Raw genomic sequence first — 21072 nt, forward strand, 5'->3', positions numbered from 1 at the left:
GTCAAGCTCGCTTGACCACGCGGATCGCATCTTCGCGACAGCCTCGACGGATGCGACGCGCGGCGGTGATCGCCGTGGCTGATGTGACCGTGGCCCCTCTGATCCCGCCGTTGACGCCTCCCGCGCGGAGTCAGGGGACGGACCGTCGGCTGGGGGCGGCGCTGCGGCGCCCTCCATTGCCCCTGCCCGACCTTCCCACACCCCGGGCAGGCTCGACGGTCTACGGCCTGGCTGCCATCGATGTCAGTGGCCGGATCGCTGATCGTATGATCGTCCGCGCTCTCGGATGGGCCTGCGGTACCCGCCTTCATATCCACGAGAGCGCCGGGCTCATCGTCGTCCGACTGGACCCGCAGGGCGTCTTTACCCTGACGGGTCAAGGTCATCTACATCTGCCGGCAGCCGTCCGAAAATGGTGCGGTCTCAAGCCGGGCGACCGGTTGCTGCTGGCGGCGGACCCCGATGGTGGCGTGCTTGTCGTGCATCCACCCGCGGCCTTGGACGCGGTGGTCGCTCAGATACACACTGCTGCTCTCGGCGGTGAACAGCATGAGTGACACGGCGAGCCAGGCCGAACTGGATGCCGCTCGGTTGTTGCTCGCGAGGATGGGCATCTCGCCCGCTGACCTCATTGAGGCGGCGACGAAGCGTCCGCAGGCGCCGACGTTCGCAGATTACGTACCAATCGTGTCGGCGGCGGTCAGCGATGGAACCCGGCGTGCCTACGGATCGTATTGGAAGCGGGTCTTGGAGCAGTGGGGGCAGAGGCGACTCAATGAACCCACCCCGTCGGAGATCGAGCAGCTTGCGGAGTACGTAAAGACGCACGTGGTAGCTCGGCGAAACGCACGAGGTGGGCGAAGTGCCGCAGAGCACCTGATCGCCGCGCTGCGGTGCCTCTACCGGCGGGCGGTCGCTGACGGACACATCGCTGCGGCGGATAACCCCGCTCTTAAGGTAGCCAAGCCACGGCGCCTGCCCAGCACGAGGCGAGCAGTAGCCGACACACGCTTGGCAGAAATCAATGCCGTCGTCGCCAGTACAGGTGATGATCCGGCATTGGACAGCCTCCTGCTCCGGCTACACACCGAGACGGCATGTCGCCGGGGTGGCGCGCTGGCACTTCGGCCGGTCGACCTGGACCCGGAACAGTGCCTAATCCTCCTGCGGGAGAAGGGCGACACGGTGCGGTGGCAGCCGGTGTCGCCAACCCTCATGAGGCACCTGCGGTCGCATGCCGAGGATCGGCACGCGACGGGGGCAGGTCAATTGCTGCGGTACCGCAACGGGCAGCCCATCACGTACCGCCGCTACGACCACCTGTGGGTGCGGATCGGCGAGCATCTGCAGTGGGTGTATGTCCAGCAAATCAGTACGCACTGGCTGCGACACACGACGCTGACGTGGGTTGAGCGGAATTTTGGCTACGCTGTGGCCCGCGAGTACGCGGGGCATTCCGGTGGTGGCAGCGACGCCGGCACCACCACCACGTACGTTCGCGCGAGCCTCCACGAGGTTGCCGTCGCCTTGGCGGCTCTCACGGGCGAGCCTCATCCTCTAGCCTGACGCGAGCGAGTGGGTGCGCCCGGCCGACCGTGCCGGGTGTATCCGCGCTCAGCTCCGAGCCGGTGCAGACCACCTGACAGCTGTCAGGTGGTCTGCACCGGCAGTAGGCGGCCGGTGCAGCCACTGCGACGACGTGGACGCGACCGTCGATGTATTCCGGACGCACAGCATCGCCGGCCGTACCTGGCTGGTCTCCATTGAGAAGACAGCGTGCTCAAGGCAGACGCAGCAGGGCAGGGCGGTAGCGGCTGGCTACAGATGTCCGGGCGTCAGGCCGACGGGTCTCCTGAGGCCTGAGGGGTGACTGTCGTTTCCGAAGTCCAAGCCCGGGAAGGCCGCCCCGCTCGTCGTGCCCTACCCCCGGCCTTCACGCATCGCTTCCCGGCCCCAGCATCGATGCCCTCTTCCGCCGATCGGCCGATCGGCCGATCCGCCGGACCGTAGCCGTCGACGGCTCACCAAACTTGCGGGGTAGAGGCCGAAGCGTGGCACGACGGCTGTGTGTTCGACATAAGCATTCATGTCGCGCCGCGACACTAACCGTGGTTCCTGCTGGCCTCGCGCTTGACTGCCAGTTGCCCCTGAGTGGTCGGGCATGTGATGCTGACTGTACGGATCGGCGCTGCGGTCGTGCTGCGGGGTTACCGGAAATCATTCTCAGTTCGCCAGGATCGATCGCGGTGATGCGCGGGTTCCTGGCGGCTTTCTGTACCCCGTTAGGAGCTTGGCAATGACCAGCTACAGCGTTCTGCCCACCGGTCCCCGGACCACTGTGATCGCGACATGGTCCGGCGAGGAGTGCGACCAAAGCTGCAAGATCACCACCGTAGACGACCCGCAACGTGCAGCCCGCCTCGCCAGTGTCCTCACGCGGCTTTCTGAGGACGCATGGGACGCTGCGGCATTCCTCGATACTCATCCGGCCATTGAGGAGGCGATCGATCGCCTCGTAAAGGCGCTGCGGGACTCGGAGGTCGCGATTGACCCGGTGGCGCTGATGGCCGACGAGGGTAACCGCCACGCGGAGGCGTGGAGCTACAAGGATCTCGCCGAGCTGCTCGCCGGAGAACTGCCCGAGGTGTTCGGTGCATTGCCACGGACCCAGCGACTGACGATCGCGGACGAGATCGCCGCCGACGCGGCGGAACGGGGCGAGGCGCTGCGGTTACTGCCGACCGGGGGCGATCCGGAGCTTGCGTTCTCGCGGATATGGCAGATGTGCGAGGTGACTCGGTCGTTGCGCAACGGAGAGGTTGGACCGCTACCAGACGGCGCGGCCGGGTGGATCGTGCAGGCATGGATGTTCGAAACAAGTCCAGCGCGCCGGTGGGGCGCCCGCGAGCAGTTGGTACGCATAGAGCAACTCGTCGCGGCATGTATCGCCAGTGGCGGTAGAGCCAGGGCGGTCGACGACCCACTTGAAGCGCACTTGGTCTTTCCGCAGCCTGATGAGGTCCATTCGAGGGTCCTGTACGTGCGGCCAGCGCAGAAGCAGCGCAGCAAGTGGGCCAGCGACCCGGTCGTTCCCATGGTGGTGGTCGAGTCGAGCTCAGACTCCGGGCCCGTGGGATTGGGTGAGGTCTGGGCTACCGACGATGACGGATTCGCCAATCTCCTCGGCGAGTGGACCCGTGCGGTGCCCTACCTGAGAAAGACCGATACGTACGTCGACCCCAACACGTGGGATTAAGCCGGCTTGCTCGGGTTACCACCCGGTGGCTAGTGACTTCTCGGCCAGGAGGTCGCGCTCAAGTCTGTCTGCGGATGCAGCGGGCGGCCTCCAGCCCCAGTCCAAGACGCCGGCGATGTGACCGTCCGTATCGTCGCCGCGAACACGAGGACGCAGAGCGCTCCTGTGCTCCAGAAGCCCCGGCTTTCCTTCCCGAACTCAGCGAGTTGAGCCCTGTCGGTGCGGGTTCATCCGTGGGTGAGGGCGGCCGTCAGGTCGGCGTCGCTGTTTGCCGACGGCGGTGCGGTCGGCCGTGGCTGTCGTTTTGGCCTGGGCGGTTATTGATTTGCAAGTCCCGTCCATGGACGGATTCGCCCCCGTGGCTCGGCGGCGCGCCGCAGGCCGCCGAGCCACGGTCGGCTGGATTCGGTACCAGCGCCCAAGTCCTCAGCTCCCGTGAGTGCCGTCGCTCGCTCGTGACGCCGCTCCGTGACTCGTCGTCGGCACGCGTCCACCAACCGAACGCGTCGTGCAGCTCGTCTAGGCCGCGCGGCGGAAAGCAAGTCAGGAGCTCCTTTTGGGACGGCTGACGCTGACGATAACCTGCTCGGGCTTCAGCTCGCGGTGTCGCCGACCGGCGCGGCGCAACGTGACTATCGGCCTACTTTCGCGGTTGCCTGCGACCAGCGCCGGCACGGGACCCCGTTGCGGACCCGGAGGCCGGGTATCCCGCCGGTCGGGCCCGTTGCCGTCAGTAGTCCGAGCGCTCGACGGGCCGGGTGAGTTGAACCGAGATCCGGTCGGTGTAGAAGCGGTCTGGGTCGACGACCAGATCGAATCGCTGGTGAGGAACGAGTCGCTCGGCGTCGATCGGGGCGCCCTGCCGATGGGCGGAGAAATCTCCTTCCTCTACCAGCGCCTGGACCGCGTGACGGACGTCCTCCGGATCGGAGTCGGTCGCTGCGGCGAGCCGGTCAAGCGATGTCGCCATCGTTACCCGGCTGAGATCGCCGCTCGGCTCGTCGACGAACAGTCGCAGCACTCGTTGCGCCAGCCTTCCGTACCGCGACGACCATCGCCCCTTGTCCTCCATCGCGCGCTGCTCGGGGCTCAGCGGCAGGACCTCCGTGGGCAGCGGAGGGTTCGCGGCGAGCCGCAACACTTCGTTCCCATCGGTCGTGTCAACTTCGACGAGGCGGAGCTGGATCATCAGATCTAGCACCTGCTCCGCCGTCCGGACCGGGGGAATGCCGAGTCGGTTGGTCACCTCGTCGTACTCGTTGACGCGCTGCTGATGATCGGCGAGCTCGTCCTGGTACGCCTGCTCATCGTCGGGATCGCCGGTCGGTCCGGTGGGGTCCGGCCATGCCGGCGCGGACGGCAGGCTGTCTCCAAGAACGTCGGGCGCGAGGGTGCGGTCCAGATCCGCGCCGGTCCGGCGGGCGTTCCACACCCGTTGCGCCAGAACCACCTCCTGGCGATCGGTGCCCGGAAAGCGGTGCAGGATCTCCTCAAGGTCCATCGCGGACAGCGGCAGCCAGCGGAACCAGCCCAGCTGGAACAACACGGGTACGCGGATCGGCTCGTCCGAATCGGTCACGAGCGGATCGTAACGCGCCCGTACGCAAGTTCGTCACGTTGACCAGGCAAGTCGGTCGCGCTGGCCTCCACTATGAGTACCTCAGTCAGCCAGCCCTTCGGTCGGGCTCCGTCGGTGTTCGGTCGCGGCTGTCCTGCGCGGCTCGCTCCATCTTCAGGACGTTCTGGATGATTGCGGCGATGCCTTCGCGTCCTTCGGGCGAGAGATCTTTGATGGAGCGCATCATCACCTGTACCCCCGGGTCGTGGACCTCTGCGTCGTCCTGCGAGGGGTCGAGGAAGTGACCTGGGTTGACGTCGAAGAACTCGGCGAGCGCTGTCAACGTCGAGGCCGTGGGGTTGGAGTGTTCAGCAGTCCGGAGTCTCCGCAGCGTCTCTTCGGAGATGCGGTGGCCCTTGGCGGTGAGGGCCTGAGCTACTTCGGCGTCGGTGTAGGGCCCCCTGCCCGCCGGACGCTTGCGCGCGTACAGCTCTCGAAGTCTGTCTCTGACTAGCGCCGAGCTTGTGCCACGTTGTGGCTGCTCGCTTGGTCCCCCCATGGCACCAGACTCCAACTATAAGTGGTCGGATCCCAACTATATGTGGAACTTCCGTGTGATGTGTGCTTAGCTCTCTGTGCCGAAGCCACATAGATTTGGCCGTCAAGCCAAATCTATGTAGGTAGACGGTAGCGCATCGGTTGGCCTCGTTGGAGGGGGTCTGAGGCCCCGATTCGTTCTGCAGGGGCCGCGAAGCCGCGCGGCAACGGGGTCTCTGCTGGCCTGCTCGTGTGGTCAACGTTCAGGTCGTGACAGTAACGGGGGACTGGCCCGCGTCGGGTCAAGCCGGCGTCGGCCTGTGCTGTTCGACAAGCCTTGGGGGAGGCGGACGTGGACGCAGCAAATGGGCAGGCCGGCCGGCCCGCTGGCGCCGAAACTTCTGCGGAGGTTCCCGGTGCCAGTGGGCGGGGGGAGCTGGCGGGACGGGCTGCACCCGTCCCGCCAGCACGGCCCTCGACTGAAGAAGAGTCCACGCAAGCCCGAGAGGCCGCGGGGCCCTGGTGGGAAACAAGCCCAACGACCGGACTGCGGGAAATTCCCCGGGAGTTCGGCGCGGGTAGCCGAGTGGAGACGCTGTGGCTGCGCGCGGCGGCATTACGTGCCGGCTGCCCGCTGGTCTGCGTGTCCTCCGCAGACGGCGGTACTGGCCGTTCGACGCTCACGGCGGCTCTCGGTGGAATCCTGGCACTTGCCAGCCCAGCCCCGATCGTGGCAGTGGACGCCACCGGCCGAGCGTGGGGTGGGCTGGGGCATCGTGCGCCTCGCGGCAGTTCAGCGACGGTGTGGGACGCGACGCTCGCGGCCGAGAGGCTTGCGGAACCGGCGGTGGCCGAGCCGCTGATGCAGGTGGGCGCAACTGGGCTTCGGGCTCTGGTCGGTGAAAGCAAGATGACCGCGCAGCGGCGCCCTCCGACGTGGTCGGAGATGTTCGGCGTGGTGGGGCATCTGCGGGAGGTCTATGCCCTCGCGCTGCTGGATCTGCCGGCAGCGGACAACACGCCGACCTGGCGGGCCCTGGGCTGGGCGACCGTGCCGGTGCTCGTTGCGCGGGCCTCGGTCGATTCGTTGCAGCACACCATGCGCCTGCTGGCGCACCTACGGGCCGTCCGCCTGACCGACGTGGCGGACGGGGCGGTGGTGGTCGTGATGGCGACCTCGCACACAACGGCGCGTGAGGTACGGGCGATCGAGCAGTTGGCGCGGCAGGCCGCGGGCCATCTGGTGCGAGTGCCCTATGACCCGGTGCTTGCGCGACCGGACCCGGTGGATCACCGCTCGGTGAGCAAGCTGACGCGCTCGGCGTTGATCGACATCGCCGCGGCCGTGATCGACCGGTGTCCGGTTGACCTCGGCCAGCAGGCAGGTAGTCCGCCGTCTAGCTGACGGCATCAAACGGGGGGAACGCGGTGATGATTCTGCATTGGATGGCAGCGGCGTTGGCTGTGCGAGCGCCCGAGGCGGCGGCGTTTCTGGCGGCACCAGGTCCTACGCCGACGCCGTCTGGCAGCGGCTTCGACTTCGGCCGGATCAATCCAGACCCGGCGGCGGTCCCGCGATCGGACCTGTTCTACACCTTGGCGAACGCCGCACTGTTCCTCGGTGTCGTGTCGGCTGTCGCTGGCCTGGCTGCCGGAGCCATCGCGTTTGGGGTCGGGCCGATCTTCGGCGCGCACATCATCTCCGATCGCGGTAAAAGCATGATGTGGAAGGCGGGTTTGGTAGCGATCGTCATCGGCTCGACCACGACGATCATCTCTTTCCTGCTCACCGAGATCTAGGCGACTCGGATGTCGATGTCAGCGTTCAAGCCGGCCACCGGCCGGCGCGGGTTCGGGTCGGTCCCCGCCGTCGTCGCGGTCGTCTTGGTCGCGTTGGCGGGTACCTTCGCCACCGGCCGCGCGAGTGCCCAGCAGCAGGTGACGACAGAGGAATACGCCGGCCGGTTGCGGCAAGGAGTTCCGGTTGGTTTCCCGAGCACGCCGCGCGGTGCGGGTGACGCCGCGGCGGCGTACCTGACGTCGCTGGCCGCCGCCGCCGTCCGCCCGGCTGGGGAGCGGCAGTCGGTCGTCGAGTTGATTGCGAGCCCGGGGTCCATGCCGGCGGTGGCCGACATCGTCGGCGCGGGCTCGGAGCGGGACGCCGGGGCGGTGATCTCGCAGGTCGTGGTGGCTCGGGTGTGGGTGCCGGGCGACGACCTCACCGTGGTGGTGCCGGACGGCGGTGAGGTGCCGGTGCGGGTGCTGCTGTGCGTGCTCAGCGGCGCGGTGACCGATGGGATCGTCGCGGGGCCGCAGGCGGGACTCGCCGGCGGCTGGTACGTCCAGAACGTCACTGTCCGCTGGGAGCAGGGCCGCTGGAGGGTGAGCGCCGCTCAGCGGTCGACGCCGGTGCCGCCGCCTGAAATGCGCGGGGCCCAACATGATGGGGGACCGCGCGACACCCAGCCGATGCTTGAGGTGCTGAGCGCCCAGTCATGGGTGCCGGGAACGGTGTGACCGACATGACCCTTCTGCTGAGCTGGCTGCGCCGTGTCGGTGCCGTCGCCGTGGCCGCCGCCGTTGTGGGCGGGTTGGTCATGCCGGGGTCCGCAGCAGCGGCGCCGACACCAGAGCCGTCGGCGTCGAGCACTCCCTGTCCCGCTCCCGCCTCGAACGGCCAGCTGCCGCGACCGGGGGGCCTGGATGAGCCGGGTCCGCAGGTGGCCTGGTGTCTGCCGTGGGTGCAGTGGCAGTCCGGCGACGGCTGGGTCACGGTGTGCAGCAAGGCGACCAGCGCAGTTGACCAGGAACGCTGCGATGCGGTGTCCGTGACGCTCGAGACTCCGCCGCCGGACCGGACGCATTCGGTCCTCGACGACCGCCTTCCGGCCGGTGGTCGTCAGCCGGTGCGGTGTGAACGGTTCGCCGAGCGTGCGAGCGAGGAGCCGATCAACGCCGCCCGGTGGACTGCCAAGGAGAAACGGTGTGAGGCGCTGCGCGCGTCGCTGCTGCTGAACTCCTCGCTGAACCCGTCGGAGGACTGCCCGACGCTGGACGTGGCGTGCCGAGTCGGCACGCAGGTCAAGGACGCCGCCCGGTCGGGCTTTGAGGGCCTGGCGGACGTCGCGGTGGCGGGGTTCGCGTGGGCGCTGAGCAAGCTGGCCGAAGTCGTGTTCGAGCAGAGCTCGGCCGTGGCTGACGAGCCGTTCTACGACGTCTACAACGACATCAGCGGCGTTTTGATCATCATGGTGCTGCTGGTCTTCATCCTGTCCACCGCGATCAACGGCATGCGGCTCAGCGGCCCAGGGCCGTTGTCGAGTCTCGGCGGGCTGGTCAGGGCGATGTTCGGCATCGCGTTCGCCGGTGGCATCGCGTTCACCCTGATGGCCGCGTGGGACGAGGCGACCATCGCGCTGATTCAGCGCAACCAGCAGCGGGACTGGCAGCCGTCCATGTGGGTTGACGCTTTGAACACTCTGACGGCGGACACCGGCACCGTGTTGCTGGCCTTCGTGGTGGCGGTGATCAGCTTCGTCGGTCTGGTGCTGGTGTTTCTGATGCTGCTCTTTCGCTCGCTGTTGGCCGCTGGCGCGGCGCTGTTCGGGGCGATGGCGATGACCGGGCAGGTGATGGCCGAGACCCGCTCGTGGGGCCGGAAGTGGTTTTGGACCTGCAACGCGCTCGCGGCCAGCAAGTTCTTCATTGCCGCGCTGTGGATCTACGGGACCCGCACCACGTATGAGAGCGACAACGTCGTGAACGTGCTGCGGGGCATGTTCATCATCATCTTGATGGTCCTCGCGCCGTGGATTCTGCTGCGGCTGACGAGCATGTGGGACGGCTACCTCGCCGACGTCGACGCCCGAGGCTTCCTGACCTCCGCGGCGGGCGCAGTCGGGATGGACGCCGCCGCCCGCCGGCTCACCGACCCGCTCAACGGCGGCAGTGGCGGCGGGGGTGATGCGACGTCGCTGATGCAGGGCAACTCCGACGCGATCCCCACGAGTCCCGCGTCCGGGCCGGGTATCCCCGGCGTCCGCGCCGGGGCGATCCCGGATGCCGTGGGCGCTCTCGAAGGCCGCGGCGACAGCGGCAAGGTGGGCGAGCCGAGCGGCGAACCCGGACAGGGCCAAGGCCAGGGCGGCGACGAGAACCGGCAAGAAGCCGACGGTGTCGAGCAGGACTCCCGTACGGCGCAGGGCGACGTTGCCCGAGGACAGCTCACCACGCCCGGGGACGCGACGGGGGAACAGGCATCCCTCCCGGTAACCCCCGGCGCGGCGCAGAAGAACCTGCCCTCTCCCGCGAGCGGCGGAGACGCGGCTGGTGGTGGTGCCGGACTTGGCGGTCCCGGTGGGGCCGGGCCGGGCGCCGGGCCGCAAGCCGACGCGCCTGGCAGCGGCGGTCAGTCGAACAGCAGCGGCACGGCCGGCGGGGAAGCCGCCGGTGGGAGCCGCGCCGGGGGCGCGGCAGCGGGGGGCGCCGCCGAGGTCCCCATCATCCCGGTCTAGCGAGAAGGAGCCACGGTGACGCACTTTCAGTTCCCGCCACGGTCCACGCGCGGCTCGGTCCTGGGATTCTCCTGGGGCCAGATCGGCACGGCGGTGGCCGGGGTGATCTGCCTGGTCATCGCCGCGAACCTGCTCACCGTCGGCCGGCAGGGCGCAGCCGGCGCAATGCTGCTGCTGTCGCTGCTGCTGATCACGGTGGGCCTGCTGCGGCTGCGCGGCCGGCGCGTCACCGAGTGGACGCCGATCGTCGTGGGGGCGCTGGTGCAGCGTGCGGCCCGACAGGACCGCTACCGCGGCGGCGCGTTCGCCGCATCACCCGGCGCTGAGCACCTTCATTTGCCCGGTCCGGCCGCCGGCTACCGGTGGGTGCCAGCTCTCGCCGCGGATGGGCTGACCGAAGTGGGGCTGCTGCACCACCGCCGCGAGGGCACCGTCACCGCGGCGCTGATCTGCGCCGGCAGCAACCTCGTCCTCGCCGACACGTCCGTGCAGCAGCAGCGGCTGGCCTCGTGGGCGGACGTGCTGAACCTGTTGGGAAGCGAGTACGCCGACAGCGGCCTGGTGCGCTGGTCGCTGACCGCCCGCGCGGTCCCGGACACCGGCAACCGGGCCCAGCGTTACCTGGTCCAGCGGGCGGTGGACATCAGCAGCACGGCGTATGAGTCGTTGGCGGAGCTGACGGCAGCTGCGGCGCCGTCCACCCAGCGCCACGAGGTGTACCTCGCGGTGGTGTTCGACCTCAAGCGACTGTCGGCGGAGATCGCCGACGCGGGCGGCACCGACGCGGCCATCGCCACGGTGATCCTGGACAAACTCGCCGGCATCGACGCCTCGGTGCGGGAGTCGGGGGTTGACACCGGCGGCTGGTTGACCCCTCGGGCGTACGCGGCGGTGCTGCGCACGCAGTTCGACCCGCAGGACCAACCGCACGTCGACATGCGTGCCGGTACGCAGGCCGGGGTGGCGCCTCACATGGGCGGACCGGTCGCCGCCGAGAACATCGGATGGTCGTCCTACCGTCACGACTCGGGCGTCTCTCAAACCCTGTGGGTGTTCGAGATGCCGCGCCAGCCGGTGGCCATGACCTGGATCACCGCCTTATACACGCGCACCGTTGGGCGGCGGGCGGTCACGGTCGTCGCCGAGCCGGTGCCCGCGCAACTCGCCCAGCTGGCGACCCGTCGCGACAAGGTCGCCCGTGCGGGCGACGAGGTCACCAAACGCAAACTACGCCTGGTGCGCACCGCGCGGGAGGACGAAGAGGCCCGCTCGGTGGAGCAGGTCGACCGGGAGCAGGCCGCGGGACACGTGCGCTACCGCTACTCGATCCTCGTCACCGTCACCGCCGACAGCGAGGAGCAGCTGCGCCACGACGTGCGCGCGATCAAGCGGGTCCTGGGCCGCACCGGGTGCCAGGCGGTCGTGCTCTACGGCGAGCAGGACCAAGGCTTCGTGGCCGGGGCGCTGCCCCTTGCCCGCGGTCTCAAGCCGATCCGGGGGTGGGCTGCATGACCAGCCGACGAGTGCAGCGCGAAGGATCGCTCAGCCAGCGAATCGCCCATTCCGCAGCCCGGAGGGATTTGGCGGACGCGGAAGCGAATTTGGCGCGGGAGAAGCGGACGCTGCGGCGGATGACCGACCGGCTGCTCGGCCCGCCGGCGGTCGACCGGCGGGGCGAGTTCGGCCCGGCTGCCGGGCGGGCGTACTGGCAGATGCGGCTGCCGCCGCTGGTCACCACCAGCGCGCAGCTGTGCAGCGTGTACCCGTTCGTCGCCGACCCCGGCCTCGGGGTGGATGGGCCGCTGATCGGGCAGGAGGTGTACTCCCACTCCGGGTTCGTGTTCTCGATGCGGGAGTTGTACCGGGCGGGTGTGCTCGGCGCACCGAACATGGTGGTCACGGGGGAGATTCGCAGCGCGAAGTCGTCGCTGCTCAAGACGATCGCATTCAGAGGGATCCCGTTCGGCACCCGGTTCTACATTGTCGACGTCAAGGGCGAGTACGACGCTCTCGCCCAGGCTGCCGGGATCCGGCCGGTGCGCGTCGGCCCCGGCGCCGGTGTGGTGATGAACCCTCTCGCCGGCATTCGCCGCCAGCCAGGGCAGGGCGAGCCGGAGTGGCTGCAGATCCAGCGGGCCCGACGGCTGCTTCTGCTCGAAGGGCTGCTGGAGATCCAACTCGGCGGTGCCCTCAGCGAGGCGGAGCGCTCGCTGATCGAGTACGCCCTCGACGCCGTGACCCGCAGCGACGACGGCACCAGCGCCGAGCGGTTGGACACCCCGACCCTGTCGTTGGTGCTCGCGGCGATGGGCGACCCGCAGGCGTGGGCCCACCGCCTCGCTGGAATGAACTACGACATCGACCAGTTCGCCGCCGACAGCCGACGCGTCAGGCTGGCCCTGGAACGGCTGATCTCCGGCGCTCTGGGTGGCATCTTCGATGCCCCCGCCGCTGCGACGCTGACGGTTGACTTCGACCAACCCGGAGCGATCCTCGACCTGCGGGACGTGCGGACCTCGGATCAGATGACGGCGATGGCGATGACCTGCGCTCAGTCGTGGCTGGAGGCAGAGCTTACCCGCCCCGACGCCCCACCCCGAATGTGCCTGTATGACGAGTTCGCGCTGGTCGCGCGTCACCTCGGGCTGGTGCGGCGGATGCGCGAGCAGATGAAGCTGGCCCGGGCCTTGGGCACGGAAATCATCCTGGCGTTTCACCGCTTCTCGGACTTGGCGGCCAGTGGCAGTGCCGACTCCGAGCAGGTCCGCATCGCCCGCGGGCTCATCGAGGACACCGGCGTGCGGGTGTCCTACCGGCAGGCGCCAGGCTCGCTGGACGCCGCCCGCGAATTTCTCGGCACCACCGACACGGAAACCGACCTACTGCTGCATCTGCGCCGTGGTGTCGGGCTGTGGAAGATCGGGCTGCGCTCCTACGTCGTCAAGCACCAGCTTTCCACCATCGAACAGCCGATGGTGGATACGGACAGCCGGATGCGGCACACCCCGGATCAGGGCCGGCGGCCGTTGACCGACGCGGAGTACGAGACGCGGGAGTCCGCCGCGATCGGGCAGGTGCGGTGATGGCCGGCTCGCTCATGTCTCCCGGACACCGCCTGCCCAAGCGCGGCGTGGCCCGCGCCGACATCCTCGCCCGGCTGACGCTGCTCGGCATCGCCGTGTTCGGCATGCTCTTGGGCACCTTCACGCTGTGGCTGGCCGGGCAGGTCGGCGGAGTGCTCACCCACGCGACCTGGCCGGACACCTCACCAGCCGACGCGCCCGGCATCGCCGTACGGATGATCGTCACCGGCGGGGACCCCGCCGCGGCGTGGCCGACCACGGCCCGCGCCGACCTGCCCCCCACCGCCCTGCTGTACGTGCTGTGGTGCGGCCTGTTCATCGGCGCCTTCGTCGGCCTCGGCATGCCGGCGGTCCGCTTCGCGCAGCGGCGGGTGCAGCGGCGAGGGTTCGCCCACCGCAAGGACCTCGACCGGGTGGTGACCGCGTCGGCGGTGCTGCGCCGCGTCGATGTCCTTCGGCCCGGCCTGACCATCCGGGCGAACGACCGCCCCGAGACCGTGCAGGCGAAAACCCGACGCCGTCAGGACCCGCTGGAGGTGGCACGGTTTCTCGGGCACCACGCGCTGACCGGGGAGCCGCTGTACCTGGCCAACGAGTACACCGAGCTCTTGGCCGGCGCGGCGCGGTTCGCCAACAAGACGTCGCGGTACATCGTGCCGCGGGTCGCGGACGCCCGCGGCGCGGTCATCTCCACCTCCACCCGACTCGACGTCGCCGCCGTCACCTACGACCTACGCGCCGAGGTCGGCCCGACGTGGATCTTCGAACCGCAGGGCCAGGTCCCCGGACTGCCGCGGCTGCGGTGGTCGCCGATCGAGGGAGCGCACGACCCGGACATCGCGGCGCTGCGCGCGAAGGGCTTCGCCGCCGGCGCCGGCCTCAAGGGCGACGTCGAGAACGGTCAATATTTTCAGGACCAGGCCGCGTCAATCATCCGCGGTTTCTTGCACGCCGCCGCCCTTGAGGAAACGACCACGATGACCGACGTGGCGAGCTGGGCGGCCAACCCCGCCGACTCCCGCGCCGAGCGGATCCTGCGCCATCACCAGCAGACGGTGTGGGCGGACAGGTTGGCCTTTCACCGCGAGTCCACCGGCCGCAGCCGCGACGCCATCCAGTCGGTGGTCTTCGGCGCCCTGGACCCGTTCAGCAACCCGCGCATCCTGCGCGCCTGCTCACCGCCGCGCGGCGAGCAGTTCCAGCCGGAGCAGTGGCTGGATGAGTCCGGCACCCTCTACCTGGTTGGCACCCGCAGCGGGCAGGCCCTGGTCGCCCCGCTGTTCGCTGCCATCGCCGAGGACATCATCTACCGCACCCTGCAACGCTCGTTCGTCGCACCGGGCGGTCGGGTGGAGCCGTGCCTGTACCTAATCGGCGACGAGATCACCAACATCGCGCCGCTGCCGTCGCTGCCCGCGCTGGCCTCGGAGGGCGGCGGCGCCGGCATCGCCCTGTCGATCTCCTGCCAGAACACCCACCAACTGGAGGAGCGGTGGGGCCGCGACGGTGGGCAGGCCCTACGCGACGGCGCGAACGCCCGCTTCGTGATGGGCGGCACCCAGGACGTGTCGGCGCTTAAGGACGCGCAGTCGCTGCTCGGCCAGGTGCAGGAGCTGTCATCGGCCGCGTCCTGGGGCGGCGGGCGCGCCAGCGTGCAGGAGAACACCCGACGGGAGAACCTGCTCGACCTCGCCGAGCTGCGGACCCTGCCCACCGGCCACGCCCTGGTGCTGCTCGGCAACATGCCCCCGGTTGAGGTCGTACAACCAGCGTGGTGGGAGCGCCCCGACGCGGACCGCTTCCACGCCGCGAAAGCCGCGTTCAACGCCCGACTCGAAGGGCGGCGAAGCTGATGACCGACCGCGGGTTCCTGTTCGAGATCCCGGAGCAGGCGTCGGGCGAGCAGCGGGCGATCGCCGAGATTGCTGGGCTTGTCGACGCGCTGCGCGTCAGCGTGGAACGCCTCGCCGAGGCGCACGTGGCACTCGGCGAGCGCGTCGACGCGATCGACGACGACACGCGGTGGGCGCCGGCGCGTCACTGCTGGCGCGACCTGGACCGCGACGCGGCACGGGAACTGTGGGCGTGGCTGATCGCCTGGACGCAGTGGCTCGTCGACCGCTACGGCCTCGCCCAAGACCTCGGGGCGTGCTGGCCAGCGCACCCCGCCCTGGTGGAGGAGCTGACGGCGCTGGCCGTGTCGTGGCACCACGCCTACTCCCGCAAGGCCGACCCGGATGCACCGGTGCGCTGGCACGAGGCGCTGCACCGGGCCCGGCATCGCTGGCAGGGCTGGGATACCACCCGCTGCCGCCACGGCCAGCACACACCCCGCAGCACCGACACCGTCTGGTCGCCGCCGTGGCCACGAGACGCCGAGCGGGCTGTCACCGACGACGTCAACGCCCGGCAGCGTGCGGCGCCGGCACCGAGAGCAGGAGGGACGACATGACCCAACCCGCCGAGGTCACCAGCGTCTGGGACTGGCAGCGCTTCGAAGCCGCGCTCACCGGACTCCGCACCGGCATTGACCAACTGCGCAACTACATCGCCGCAATCCACGACGAGCGTCACAGCTGGCGCGACGACCACCAGGAGGACAGGCAGCAATGGACGGAACTCGACGAGATGACGCGCCGGAACACGGAGCTGGACTGGGCCAGCGACGGGCACCTCGACGGCGACTACAACCGCGACGTCGACGACTGAGCACCGCCGCCCGGGCCACCGTCGCCGCTCCGCTCGCCCGCATCGACGCCGGCTTGGCGCAACTACGCCACGACATCGACATGGTCGTCGACAGCGCCGGCCGCCGCCCGAGCGTGCGGGCGCAGCTCGTGGACGTCCACCACCGGGTGCGACTGCTGGGGCAGCGGCTCAACACCGCCCTCGGCGCCGACATGGCCCCAGCCCCACCCCAGGAGCAGCCGTGACGCGGCACCGCGCCCTCAGGACGGCCACCGCAGGGGTGAGCATCGTGCTGCTCGCCACTTGCGGCGGCCCGCAATCCGCGCCCTCCGACGGCGGGTCGGGGTCGGCCGCCGGCACCCACACGGTCCCGGCACCTCCGGTGCCGGCCGCGTCCCTCGCCGCGGATCCCGACGGGGTCCTTCCCACCACGACAGCGACGACCGATCCCGCAGCCGTCAGCGCCGCCGTCGAGTTCACACGGGCCTGGGCGCGCCCGGACCTTCCTGCTCACCGGTGGCTGGCCGGTGTGCGTCCCTACGCGATCCCGGCGTACGCGGAACTGCTCGCCACGGTGCAGCCAACCAACGTTCCCGCCACCCGGGTCACCGGTCCAGGGCGTGCCGTCGCGGCCACGACCGATCGGGTCGACGTCGACGTCACCACCGACGCCGGAAAGCTGCGAGTGATCTGCGTGCGCAGCAGCGGACGGTGGCTAGTCGCCACGCTTGGCCCGCGCGAGGAGGCTGCGGCCCGGTGAACCGCTGGCGGATCGGGGTCGCGGCCGTGCTCGTCGCCGTCCTGCTGCTGTGTGGGCTGCCGGTGGCGGTGGTGCTCACCGACGACGCGCCAGCCACGGCCTGCACAGCGGCCGACCGGCCGTCCGCCCCAGCGGTCACGGGAGACGCTGCGGTGTCGGCGGTCGGGCGGTGGAACGCCGAGCAGGTCGGTAATGGCGCGCAGATCGTCGCCGTGGGTCGGGATCTCGGTGTGCCGGCCCGGGGATGGGTCATCGCGGTGGCCACGGCGATGGTCGAGTCCAGCCTGCGCAACCTGCGCGACGGGGACCGCGACTCGCTCGGACTGTTCCAACAGCGCCCGAGCCAGGGATGGGGCAACCCGGCGCAGATCCTCGACCCCGTCTACGCCTCGACGAAGTTCTACGACAAGCTGCGGCGCCTTGACGGATGGGAGGCCATGCCGCTGACCGTCGCCGCGCAACGCGTGCAGGTTTCCGCGTTCCCCGACAAGTACGGCCAGTACGAGCACGACGCAGAGCAGGTCGTCGCCGCCCTAGCCGGCGTCGCCACGATCACCGACCTACCGGGAGCGAGCCTCGCCGTCTGCCCGGACCGCCCGGTAAGCGTGGCGGCGTCCGGTTGGACGGCACCGCTGCGCGCCGCTGTCGGCAGCGGCTACGGGCCACGCTCCGGCCGACTACATGCCGGAGTCGACCTGAGCGTCGACCGCAACACGGTCATCCGCGCCGCGAGCGCCGGAAGAGTGCTGTGGGCGGGCTGCGACCCAAGCACCGGCAACTGCGACGTCGACGGCAGCCCCAGCACCAAAGGCTGCGGTTGGTACGTCGATCTGGTGCACGCCGACGGGTACGGCACCCGCTACTGCCACATGGTTCGCCGCCCTGATGTCAGTGAAGGCGACGCCGTGCAGGCAGGCCAGCAACTGGGCCTGGTCGGCACGAGCGGCCACTCGTCCGGCCCGCACCTGCACTTCCAAACCCACCAGGACGTGTGCGCGGGCCCGCGGTGCGACCTGGACAACTCCAACTCCACCGACCCGGTCCCGTTCATGCGCCAACGCGGCGCCGCGCTCGGCGAAGGAGGTGAGGCGCAGGCAGCAGACGGCAGGTAACGCACCAGCAAGAGCACGGGGGGAAAGACATGCACGAGGAGCACGAAGAAGAACAGCGTCCGCGCCGACGGGCCCCAGAGCCGCCACCGCCGCACGACCGCGGCGGACAGGTGGGCCAGCGCCGCAACCGCAAACCCAACCGACGTCCCGCGCGGCGCAGGTGGCTCGAATGAGCGCCGCCACGGACCGGCGACCGCGCCGCGTCGCCGGCATCTACCGGCCGGCAGCCAACACGCCACGCATGCCGCCGCCGCGACCAGGGCCACTGGCGCAGCTGTTCCGCACCGCCAACGTCCTGCGGGCTCACCTGGAGCGGGCCGTCCTGCGGGACGAGGGCATGACCTGGACCACCTACGACGTGCTCGTGCTGGTCTGCGCCCGGCGGGCGGTGGAAACCCGCACCGCCGCCGCCGAGATCGGCATCGCCAAAGCCACCCTGACGAACACTCTCGTCTCGCTCGTCGACCGAGGACTCGTCCGGCGCGACCTCATGGAAGACGACCGGCGGCGGGTGGTCCTGCGCCCGACCCAGAACGGCCTGGACCTCGCGCGCCGAGTACAACGACTCGTGGAAGCCGAACAGGCTCGCCTGTTCCACGGGCCGGGCCTGCCGACTGGGGACAACCTGGCACGGGCGCTTCGGGTCCTCGCGACCCGCGGCAGGCAACGCGATGCCACCGACGACCCGGGCGCGTCCCGGTGACCGGGCGCATCGGTGTAGCGCGTGGCACCACCCTGTACGTCGGGGCGGTGCTCGGGCCCGGCGTCCTGATTCTCCCGGCGCTGGCCATGCACGCGGCCGGACCGGCGTCGCTGCTGGCCTGGGCTGCCATGCTGGCCGTGTCGGTGCCGATCGCGGCGGCGTTCGCCGCCCTCGGCATGCGTTATCCCGACACGGGCGGGGTGGCGACGTTCACCCGGCGGGCGTTCGGACCTGCCGTGGGCACCGTCGTCGGGTGGTGGTTCTACGCAGCGGTGCCGCTCGGCATGGTCGCCGGGGCTCTCGCCGGCGGCCGTTACGCCGCCACCGCCCTGGGCTGGGGACCTGCTGCGGCCGGGTGGGTCTCCGCTGGTGTCCTGGGGTTGGCATACGTGATGAACCTGTTCGGGTTGCACGTGTCCGGCCGCGTGCACCTTGCGCTCACCGGCGGGCTCTTCGCGCTCCTCGCAACGGTCGTCGCCGTGTCGCTGCCACATGTCGCAGCCAGCCGGTTCGAACCATTCGCCCCGCAGGGCCTCGCCGGAATCGGCAGCGCCGCAGCGGTGCTGTTCGTCGCCGTGTGCGGCTGGGAAGCCGCCGCCAACTTGGCGGGAGAGTTCACGCGCCCCCGCAAGCAGCTGCCGGTCGTCGCCGCCGCGAGCCTGAGCATCATCGCCCTGCTCTACGCCGGTCTCGCGATCTGCACCGTCGGGGTCCTCGGCGCTTCCGGTGGAGATACCGAGGTGCCCCTGATCCTGTTGCTTGATCCCGCAGCCGGGCCGGGCGCGATGGCGGTCACCGCCCTGTGCGCGCTGCTGTTGACCTTCGGCGCGCTTTTCACGTTCATCGCTGCCGCATCGCGCGCCGGTGCGGCGCTGGGCCGCGACGGCGCACTACCCAGGTGGCTTGCCGCCAACGGTGTCGCCGGGGTGCCGAGGCGCAGCCTGGGGCTGCAAGCGAGCGCCGCAGCGGCGGTCGGAGCCGCAGCGCTGGGGGCGCCATCGCTGGTTGACGTCGACCTGCTGATGCGCGCGTTCTCCGTGGTCATGGCATCGGTCACCCTGTTGGGACTCGCCGCCGCCGTAAGACTGCTCTCGTCTGCGGTGATTCGCACGGGCGCAGCCGCAGCGGCGGTCGTCGTTGGCGCGGTCGCAGCGTTCGGTGGGCGTTTGGTGATCCTCCCGGTGGTCGTGGCAGCCGCAGCATGGGCCTGGCACCGGCGACACCCCCGGCCACCCGCACCGCCGGTCCCTGCAACACGGGCGAAGCCCGCCGTCCGGGCGACGTCCGAGCGGATCCAGGTGCTAGCCGGAAACTCCCGGCAACTCCACGATCGCCTCGCCTCAGGCGCACACAACGCTGCGCCCATCCGAAGCCGCCCGCGCGTCCGGCGGTCATGACCGGCGGCGGTCGCCGGCACTTCCCTGACCGGCGACCGCCGCCCTTCTACTGCCCGAACGACCGGCAAAGGAGCCGCCTCGTGACTGTGACCGCTGCGCCAACCACGCCCGCACCAGCAGGACTGGGCTGGCGCCTCGGCGCCCTGTACGGGCCCGCCATCTACGGAGTCAGCGCCGCAGCTGTAGCGCTCCCGGCCGCCGCCGCCGGACTGCACGCCACTCCATCGGCGGCCGTGTGGATCCTGACCATCCACGCTCTCGGACTCGGCATCGGCGCCGCCGTGGCCGGACGAGCCACCGACATCTGGGGCCCCCGCCGCGTACTCACCCTCGGGGCTGCTTTGCTCGCCGTCGGCACGATCGTCTGCGCGACCGCGCCCACCCTCATCGCCGCCGTCGCCGGTCGCGCAATGATCGCCGCCGGGTCCGGGACGATGACCGCGACCGCCCTCACGCTCGCCGCCAACCAACCTGGCCCGCAGCGGCCGATGGTGTTGGCGCGACTCGGCGCGATGATGGCCCTGTACTCGGCGACCGCGCCGTTGGCCGGTGCGCTCGTCACCTCCGCGTCGTGGCGAGCAGCACTGGTGCTGCCCGCGCTGTCGCTGGTGGCGCTGCCCTTGTGCTGGCCGCTGACCCACCGCCGACGCATCCCAGGGCGGGTCGACGGGGCGGGTGCGGGCCTGCTGGTGCTCGTCGCAGCCGGGCTGCTGCTGACGATCCAATCCGCCACCCTGCACATCCCACAACCCGCCGTCATCGCCCTGCTGGCCGGCACCTGCGCGCTCGCAATCCTGCTAATTGTCCACAGCAGGCGCCACCGTGTCGGGTTCCTACCGGCGGCCGTCGTAGGGAGCCGACGGTTCTGCCTCGCGGGCCTCGTCGGAGCCGGCGTGTACGGCGGGCTGTTCGCCTTAGTCTACGCCGTACCGCAGATGCTGACCCGCCTCGGCTACAGCGCCCAGGGCGTCGGCCTGCTGCTCCTACCCGGCGCAGTCGCAGCGGCGCTGATGGCCCGCCTCGCCGCCGCCGCGATACGCACACTGCCGCCGCAGCGGGTACTGGCCGGCGCTGCGGCACTGTTCAGCGCCACCGTGTTGCTCGCCGCCGTCGACCAGCGGCCTGTGGTGCTGACCTGCGCGGCCACGGCCGGCTTCGCAGCCTTCGCCATCGCCCAGATGACCCTGACCGCGGCCGTCTCGGCGCACACAGCCCCTCCGGCCCGAGCCGGCGCTGTAGGCCTGCTCAATCTCATCTTTTTCATTGGAGGAGCGCTCGGGTCAGCAGGCTGCGCGGCCCTGTGGCACCCGCTCGGGCTACCCGCCGCGCTTGCCGCGACGGCAGCGCTGCCGGCAATAGCCACTGCGGTGGCCTGGAGATGCCGCCTCTGACAGACGCCCCACGACATCACCCAGCACCCCTACGCGACAACCCGCACCTTGAATTCTTGGCCTCGACGGGAGC

20 protein-coding genes are annotated in these 21072 nt (G+C 70.2%); 18 read left to right on the forward strand and 2 right to left on the reverse strand.

The window, feature by feature from the left end; translation table 11 throughout:
- Positions 1-50 precede the first annotated feature (50 nt).
- The 3 genes from O7617_RS22790 to O7617_RS22800 all read left to right on the forward strand — a co-directional run bounded on the left by O7617_RS22790 (position 51) and on the right by O7617_RS22800 (position 3256).
- Positions 51-557 carry an AbrB/MazE/SpoVT family DNA-binding domain-containing protein gene (locus tag O7617_RS22790; protein WP_282258012.1) on the forward strand — a complete coding sequence of 169 codons (507 nt, stop codon included), beginning with the start codon at positions 51-53 and terminating at the stop codon, positions 555-557.
- A complete protein-coding gene (locus O7617_RS22795) occupies positions 550-1566 on the forward strand; it encodes a site-specific integrase (protein ID WP_282258013.1) in 1017 nt (338 codons plus the stop codon). Before O7617_RS22790 ends, O7617_RS22795 begins: the two co-directional genes overlap by 8 nt.
- Before the next feature lie 730 nt (positions 1567-2296).
- On the forward strand, positions 2297-3256 hold the full coding sequence (locus tag O7617_RS22800; protein WP_282258014.1) for a hypothetical protein: 960 nt from the start codon (positions 2297-2299) through the stop codon (positions 3254-3256).
- A gap of 730 nt (positions 3257-3986) precedes the next feature.
- Here O7617_RS22800 and O7617_RS22805 read toward each other — a convergent pair.
- Both O7617_RS22805 and O7617_RS22810 read right to left on the reverse strand, forming a co-directional pair.
- Positions 3987-4835 carry a DUF6042 family protein gene (locus O7617_RS22805; RefSeq protein ID WP_282258015.1) on the reverse strand — a complete coding sequence of 283 codons (849 nt, stop codon included), beginning with the start codon at positions 4833-4835 and terminating at the stop codon, positions 3987-3989.
- An 85-nt stretch (positions 4836-4920) separates the two neighbouring features.
- Entirely contained in the window at positions 4921-5373 is a 453-nt protein-coding gene (locus O7617_RS22810; RefSeq protein ID WP_282258016.1) for a helix-turn-helix transcriptional regulator, read from the reverse strand.
- A gap of 564 nt (positions 5374-5937) precedes the next feature.
- Here O7617_RS22810 and O7617_RS22815 point away from each other — a divergent pair.
- The 15 genes from O7617_RS22815 to O7617_RS22885 all read left to right on the forward strand — a co-directional run bounded on the left by O7617_RS22815 (position 5938) and on the right by O7617_RS22885 (position 20999).
- On the forward strand, positions 5938-6756 hold the full coding sequence (locus O7617_RS22815) for a hypothetical protein (RefSeq protein WP_282258017.1): 819 nt from the start codon (positions 5938-5940) through the stop codon (positions 6754-6756).
- Positions 6757-6782: 26 nt separating this feature from the next.
- Positions 6783-7151: a hypothetical protein gene (locus O7617_RS22820; RefSeq protein WP_282258018.1), complete on the forward strand. Its 369-nt coding sequence runs from the start codon at positions 6783-6785 to the stop codon at positions 7149-7151.
- Positions 7152-7160: 9 nt separating this feature from the next.
- Positions 7161-7868 carry a hypothetical protein gene (locus tag O7617_RS22825; RefSeq protein ID WP_282258019.1) on the forward strand — a complete coding sequence of 236 codons (708 nt, stop codon included), beginning with the start codon at positions 7161-7163 and terminating at the stop codon, positions 7866-7868.
- A gap of 5 nt (positions 7869-7873) precedes the next feature.
- Entirely contained in the window at positions 7874-9865 is a 1992-nt protein-coding gene (locus O7617_RS22830) for a hypothetical protein (RefSeq protein ID WP_282258020.1), read from the forward strand.
- 15 nt (positions 9866-9880) lie between these two features.
- Positions 9881-11377: an SCO6880 family protein gene (locus O7617_RS22835; RefSeq protein WP_282258021.1), complete on the forward strand. Its 1497-nt coding sequence runs from the start codon at positions 9881-9883 to the stop codon at positions 11375-11377.
- 119 nt (positions 11378-11496) lie between these two features.
- Positions 11497-12948, forward strand: coding sequence for a hypothetical protein (locus O7617_RS22840; protein ID WP_282258022.1), 1452 nt, complete (start codon positions 11497-11499; stop codon positions 12946-12948).
- Entirely contained in the window at positions 12948-14801 is a 1854-nt protein-coding gene (locus O7617_RS22845) for a TraM recognition domain-containing protein (protein WP_282258024.1), read from the forward strand. The genes O7617_RS22840 and O7617_RS22845 overlap by 1 nt, the downstream gene beginning before the upstream one ends.
- Positions 14801-15400 (forward strand): hypothetical protein, encoded by a 600-nt coding sequence (locus O7617_RS22850; RefSeq protein WP_282258026.1) that lies wholly within the window; start codon positions 14801-14803, stop codon positions 15398-15400. Before O7617_RS22845 ends, O7617_RS22850 begins: the two co-directional genes overlap by 1 nt.
- On the forward strand, positions 15397-15657 hold the full coding sequence (locus tag O7617_RS22855; RefSeq protein WP_282258027.1) for a hypothetical protein: 261 nt from the start codon (positions 15397-15399) through the stop codon (positions 15655-15657). The genes O7617_RS22850 and O7617_RS22855 overlap by 4 nt, the downstream gene beginning before the upstream one ends.
- A gap of 53 nt (positions 15658-15710) precedes the next feature.
- Complete coding sequence (locus O7617_RS22860) at positions 15711-15881, forward strand: hypothetical protein (protein ID WP_282258028.1); 171 nt, start codon at positions 15711-15713, stop codon at positions 15879-15881.
- Positions 15878-16396: a hypothetical protein gene (locus O7617_RS22865; RefSeq protein WP_282258029.1), complete on the forward strand. Its 519-nt coding sequence runs from the start codon at positions 15878-15880 to the stop codon at positions 16394-16396. The genes O7617_RS22860 and O7617_RS22865 overlap by 4 nt, the downstream gene beginning before the upstream one ends.
- Positions 16393-17508 carry a M23 family metallopeptidase gene (locus O7617_RS22870; protein WP_282258030.1) on the forward strand — a complete coding sequence of 372 codons (1116 nt, stop codon included), beginning with the start codon at positions 16393-16395 and terminating at the stop codon, positions 17506-17508. The genes O7617_RS22865 and O7617_RS22870 overlap by 4 nt, the downstream gene beginning before the upstream one ends.
- Before the next feature lie 169 nt (positions 17509-17677).
- The gene (locus O7617_RS22875) at positions 17678-18211 is read left to right on the forward strand and encodes a MarR family transcriptional regulator (protein WP_282258032.1); all 534 of its coding nucleotides are present in this window, start codon (positions 17678-17680) and stop codon (positions 18209-18211) included.
- Positions 18208-19608 (forward strand): amino acid permease, encoded by a 1401-nt coding sequence (locus O7617_RS22880; RefSeq protein WP_282258033.1) that lies wholly within the window; start codon positions 18208-18210, stop codon positions 19606-19608. Before O7617_RS22875 ends, O7617_RS22880 begins: the two co-directional genes overlap by 4 nt.
- 80 nt (positions 19609-19688) lie before the next feature.
- Positions 19689-20999, forward strand: coding sequence for an MFS transporter (locus tag O7617_RS22885; protein WP_282258034.1), 1311 nt, complete (start codon positions 19689-19691; stop codon positions 20997-20999).
- Positions 21000-21072 lie beyond the last annotated feature (73 nt).

Origin of the sequence: Micromonospora sp. WMMD1155 (assembly GCF_029581275.1) — a bacterium.
Classification (GTDB): Bacteria; Actinomycetota; Actinomycetes; order Mycobacteriales; family Micromonosporaceae; genus Micromonospora.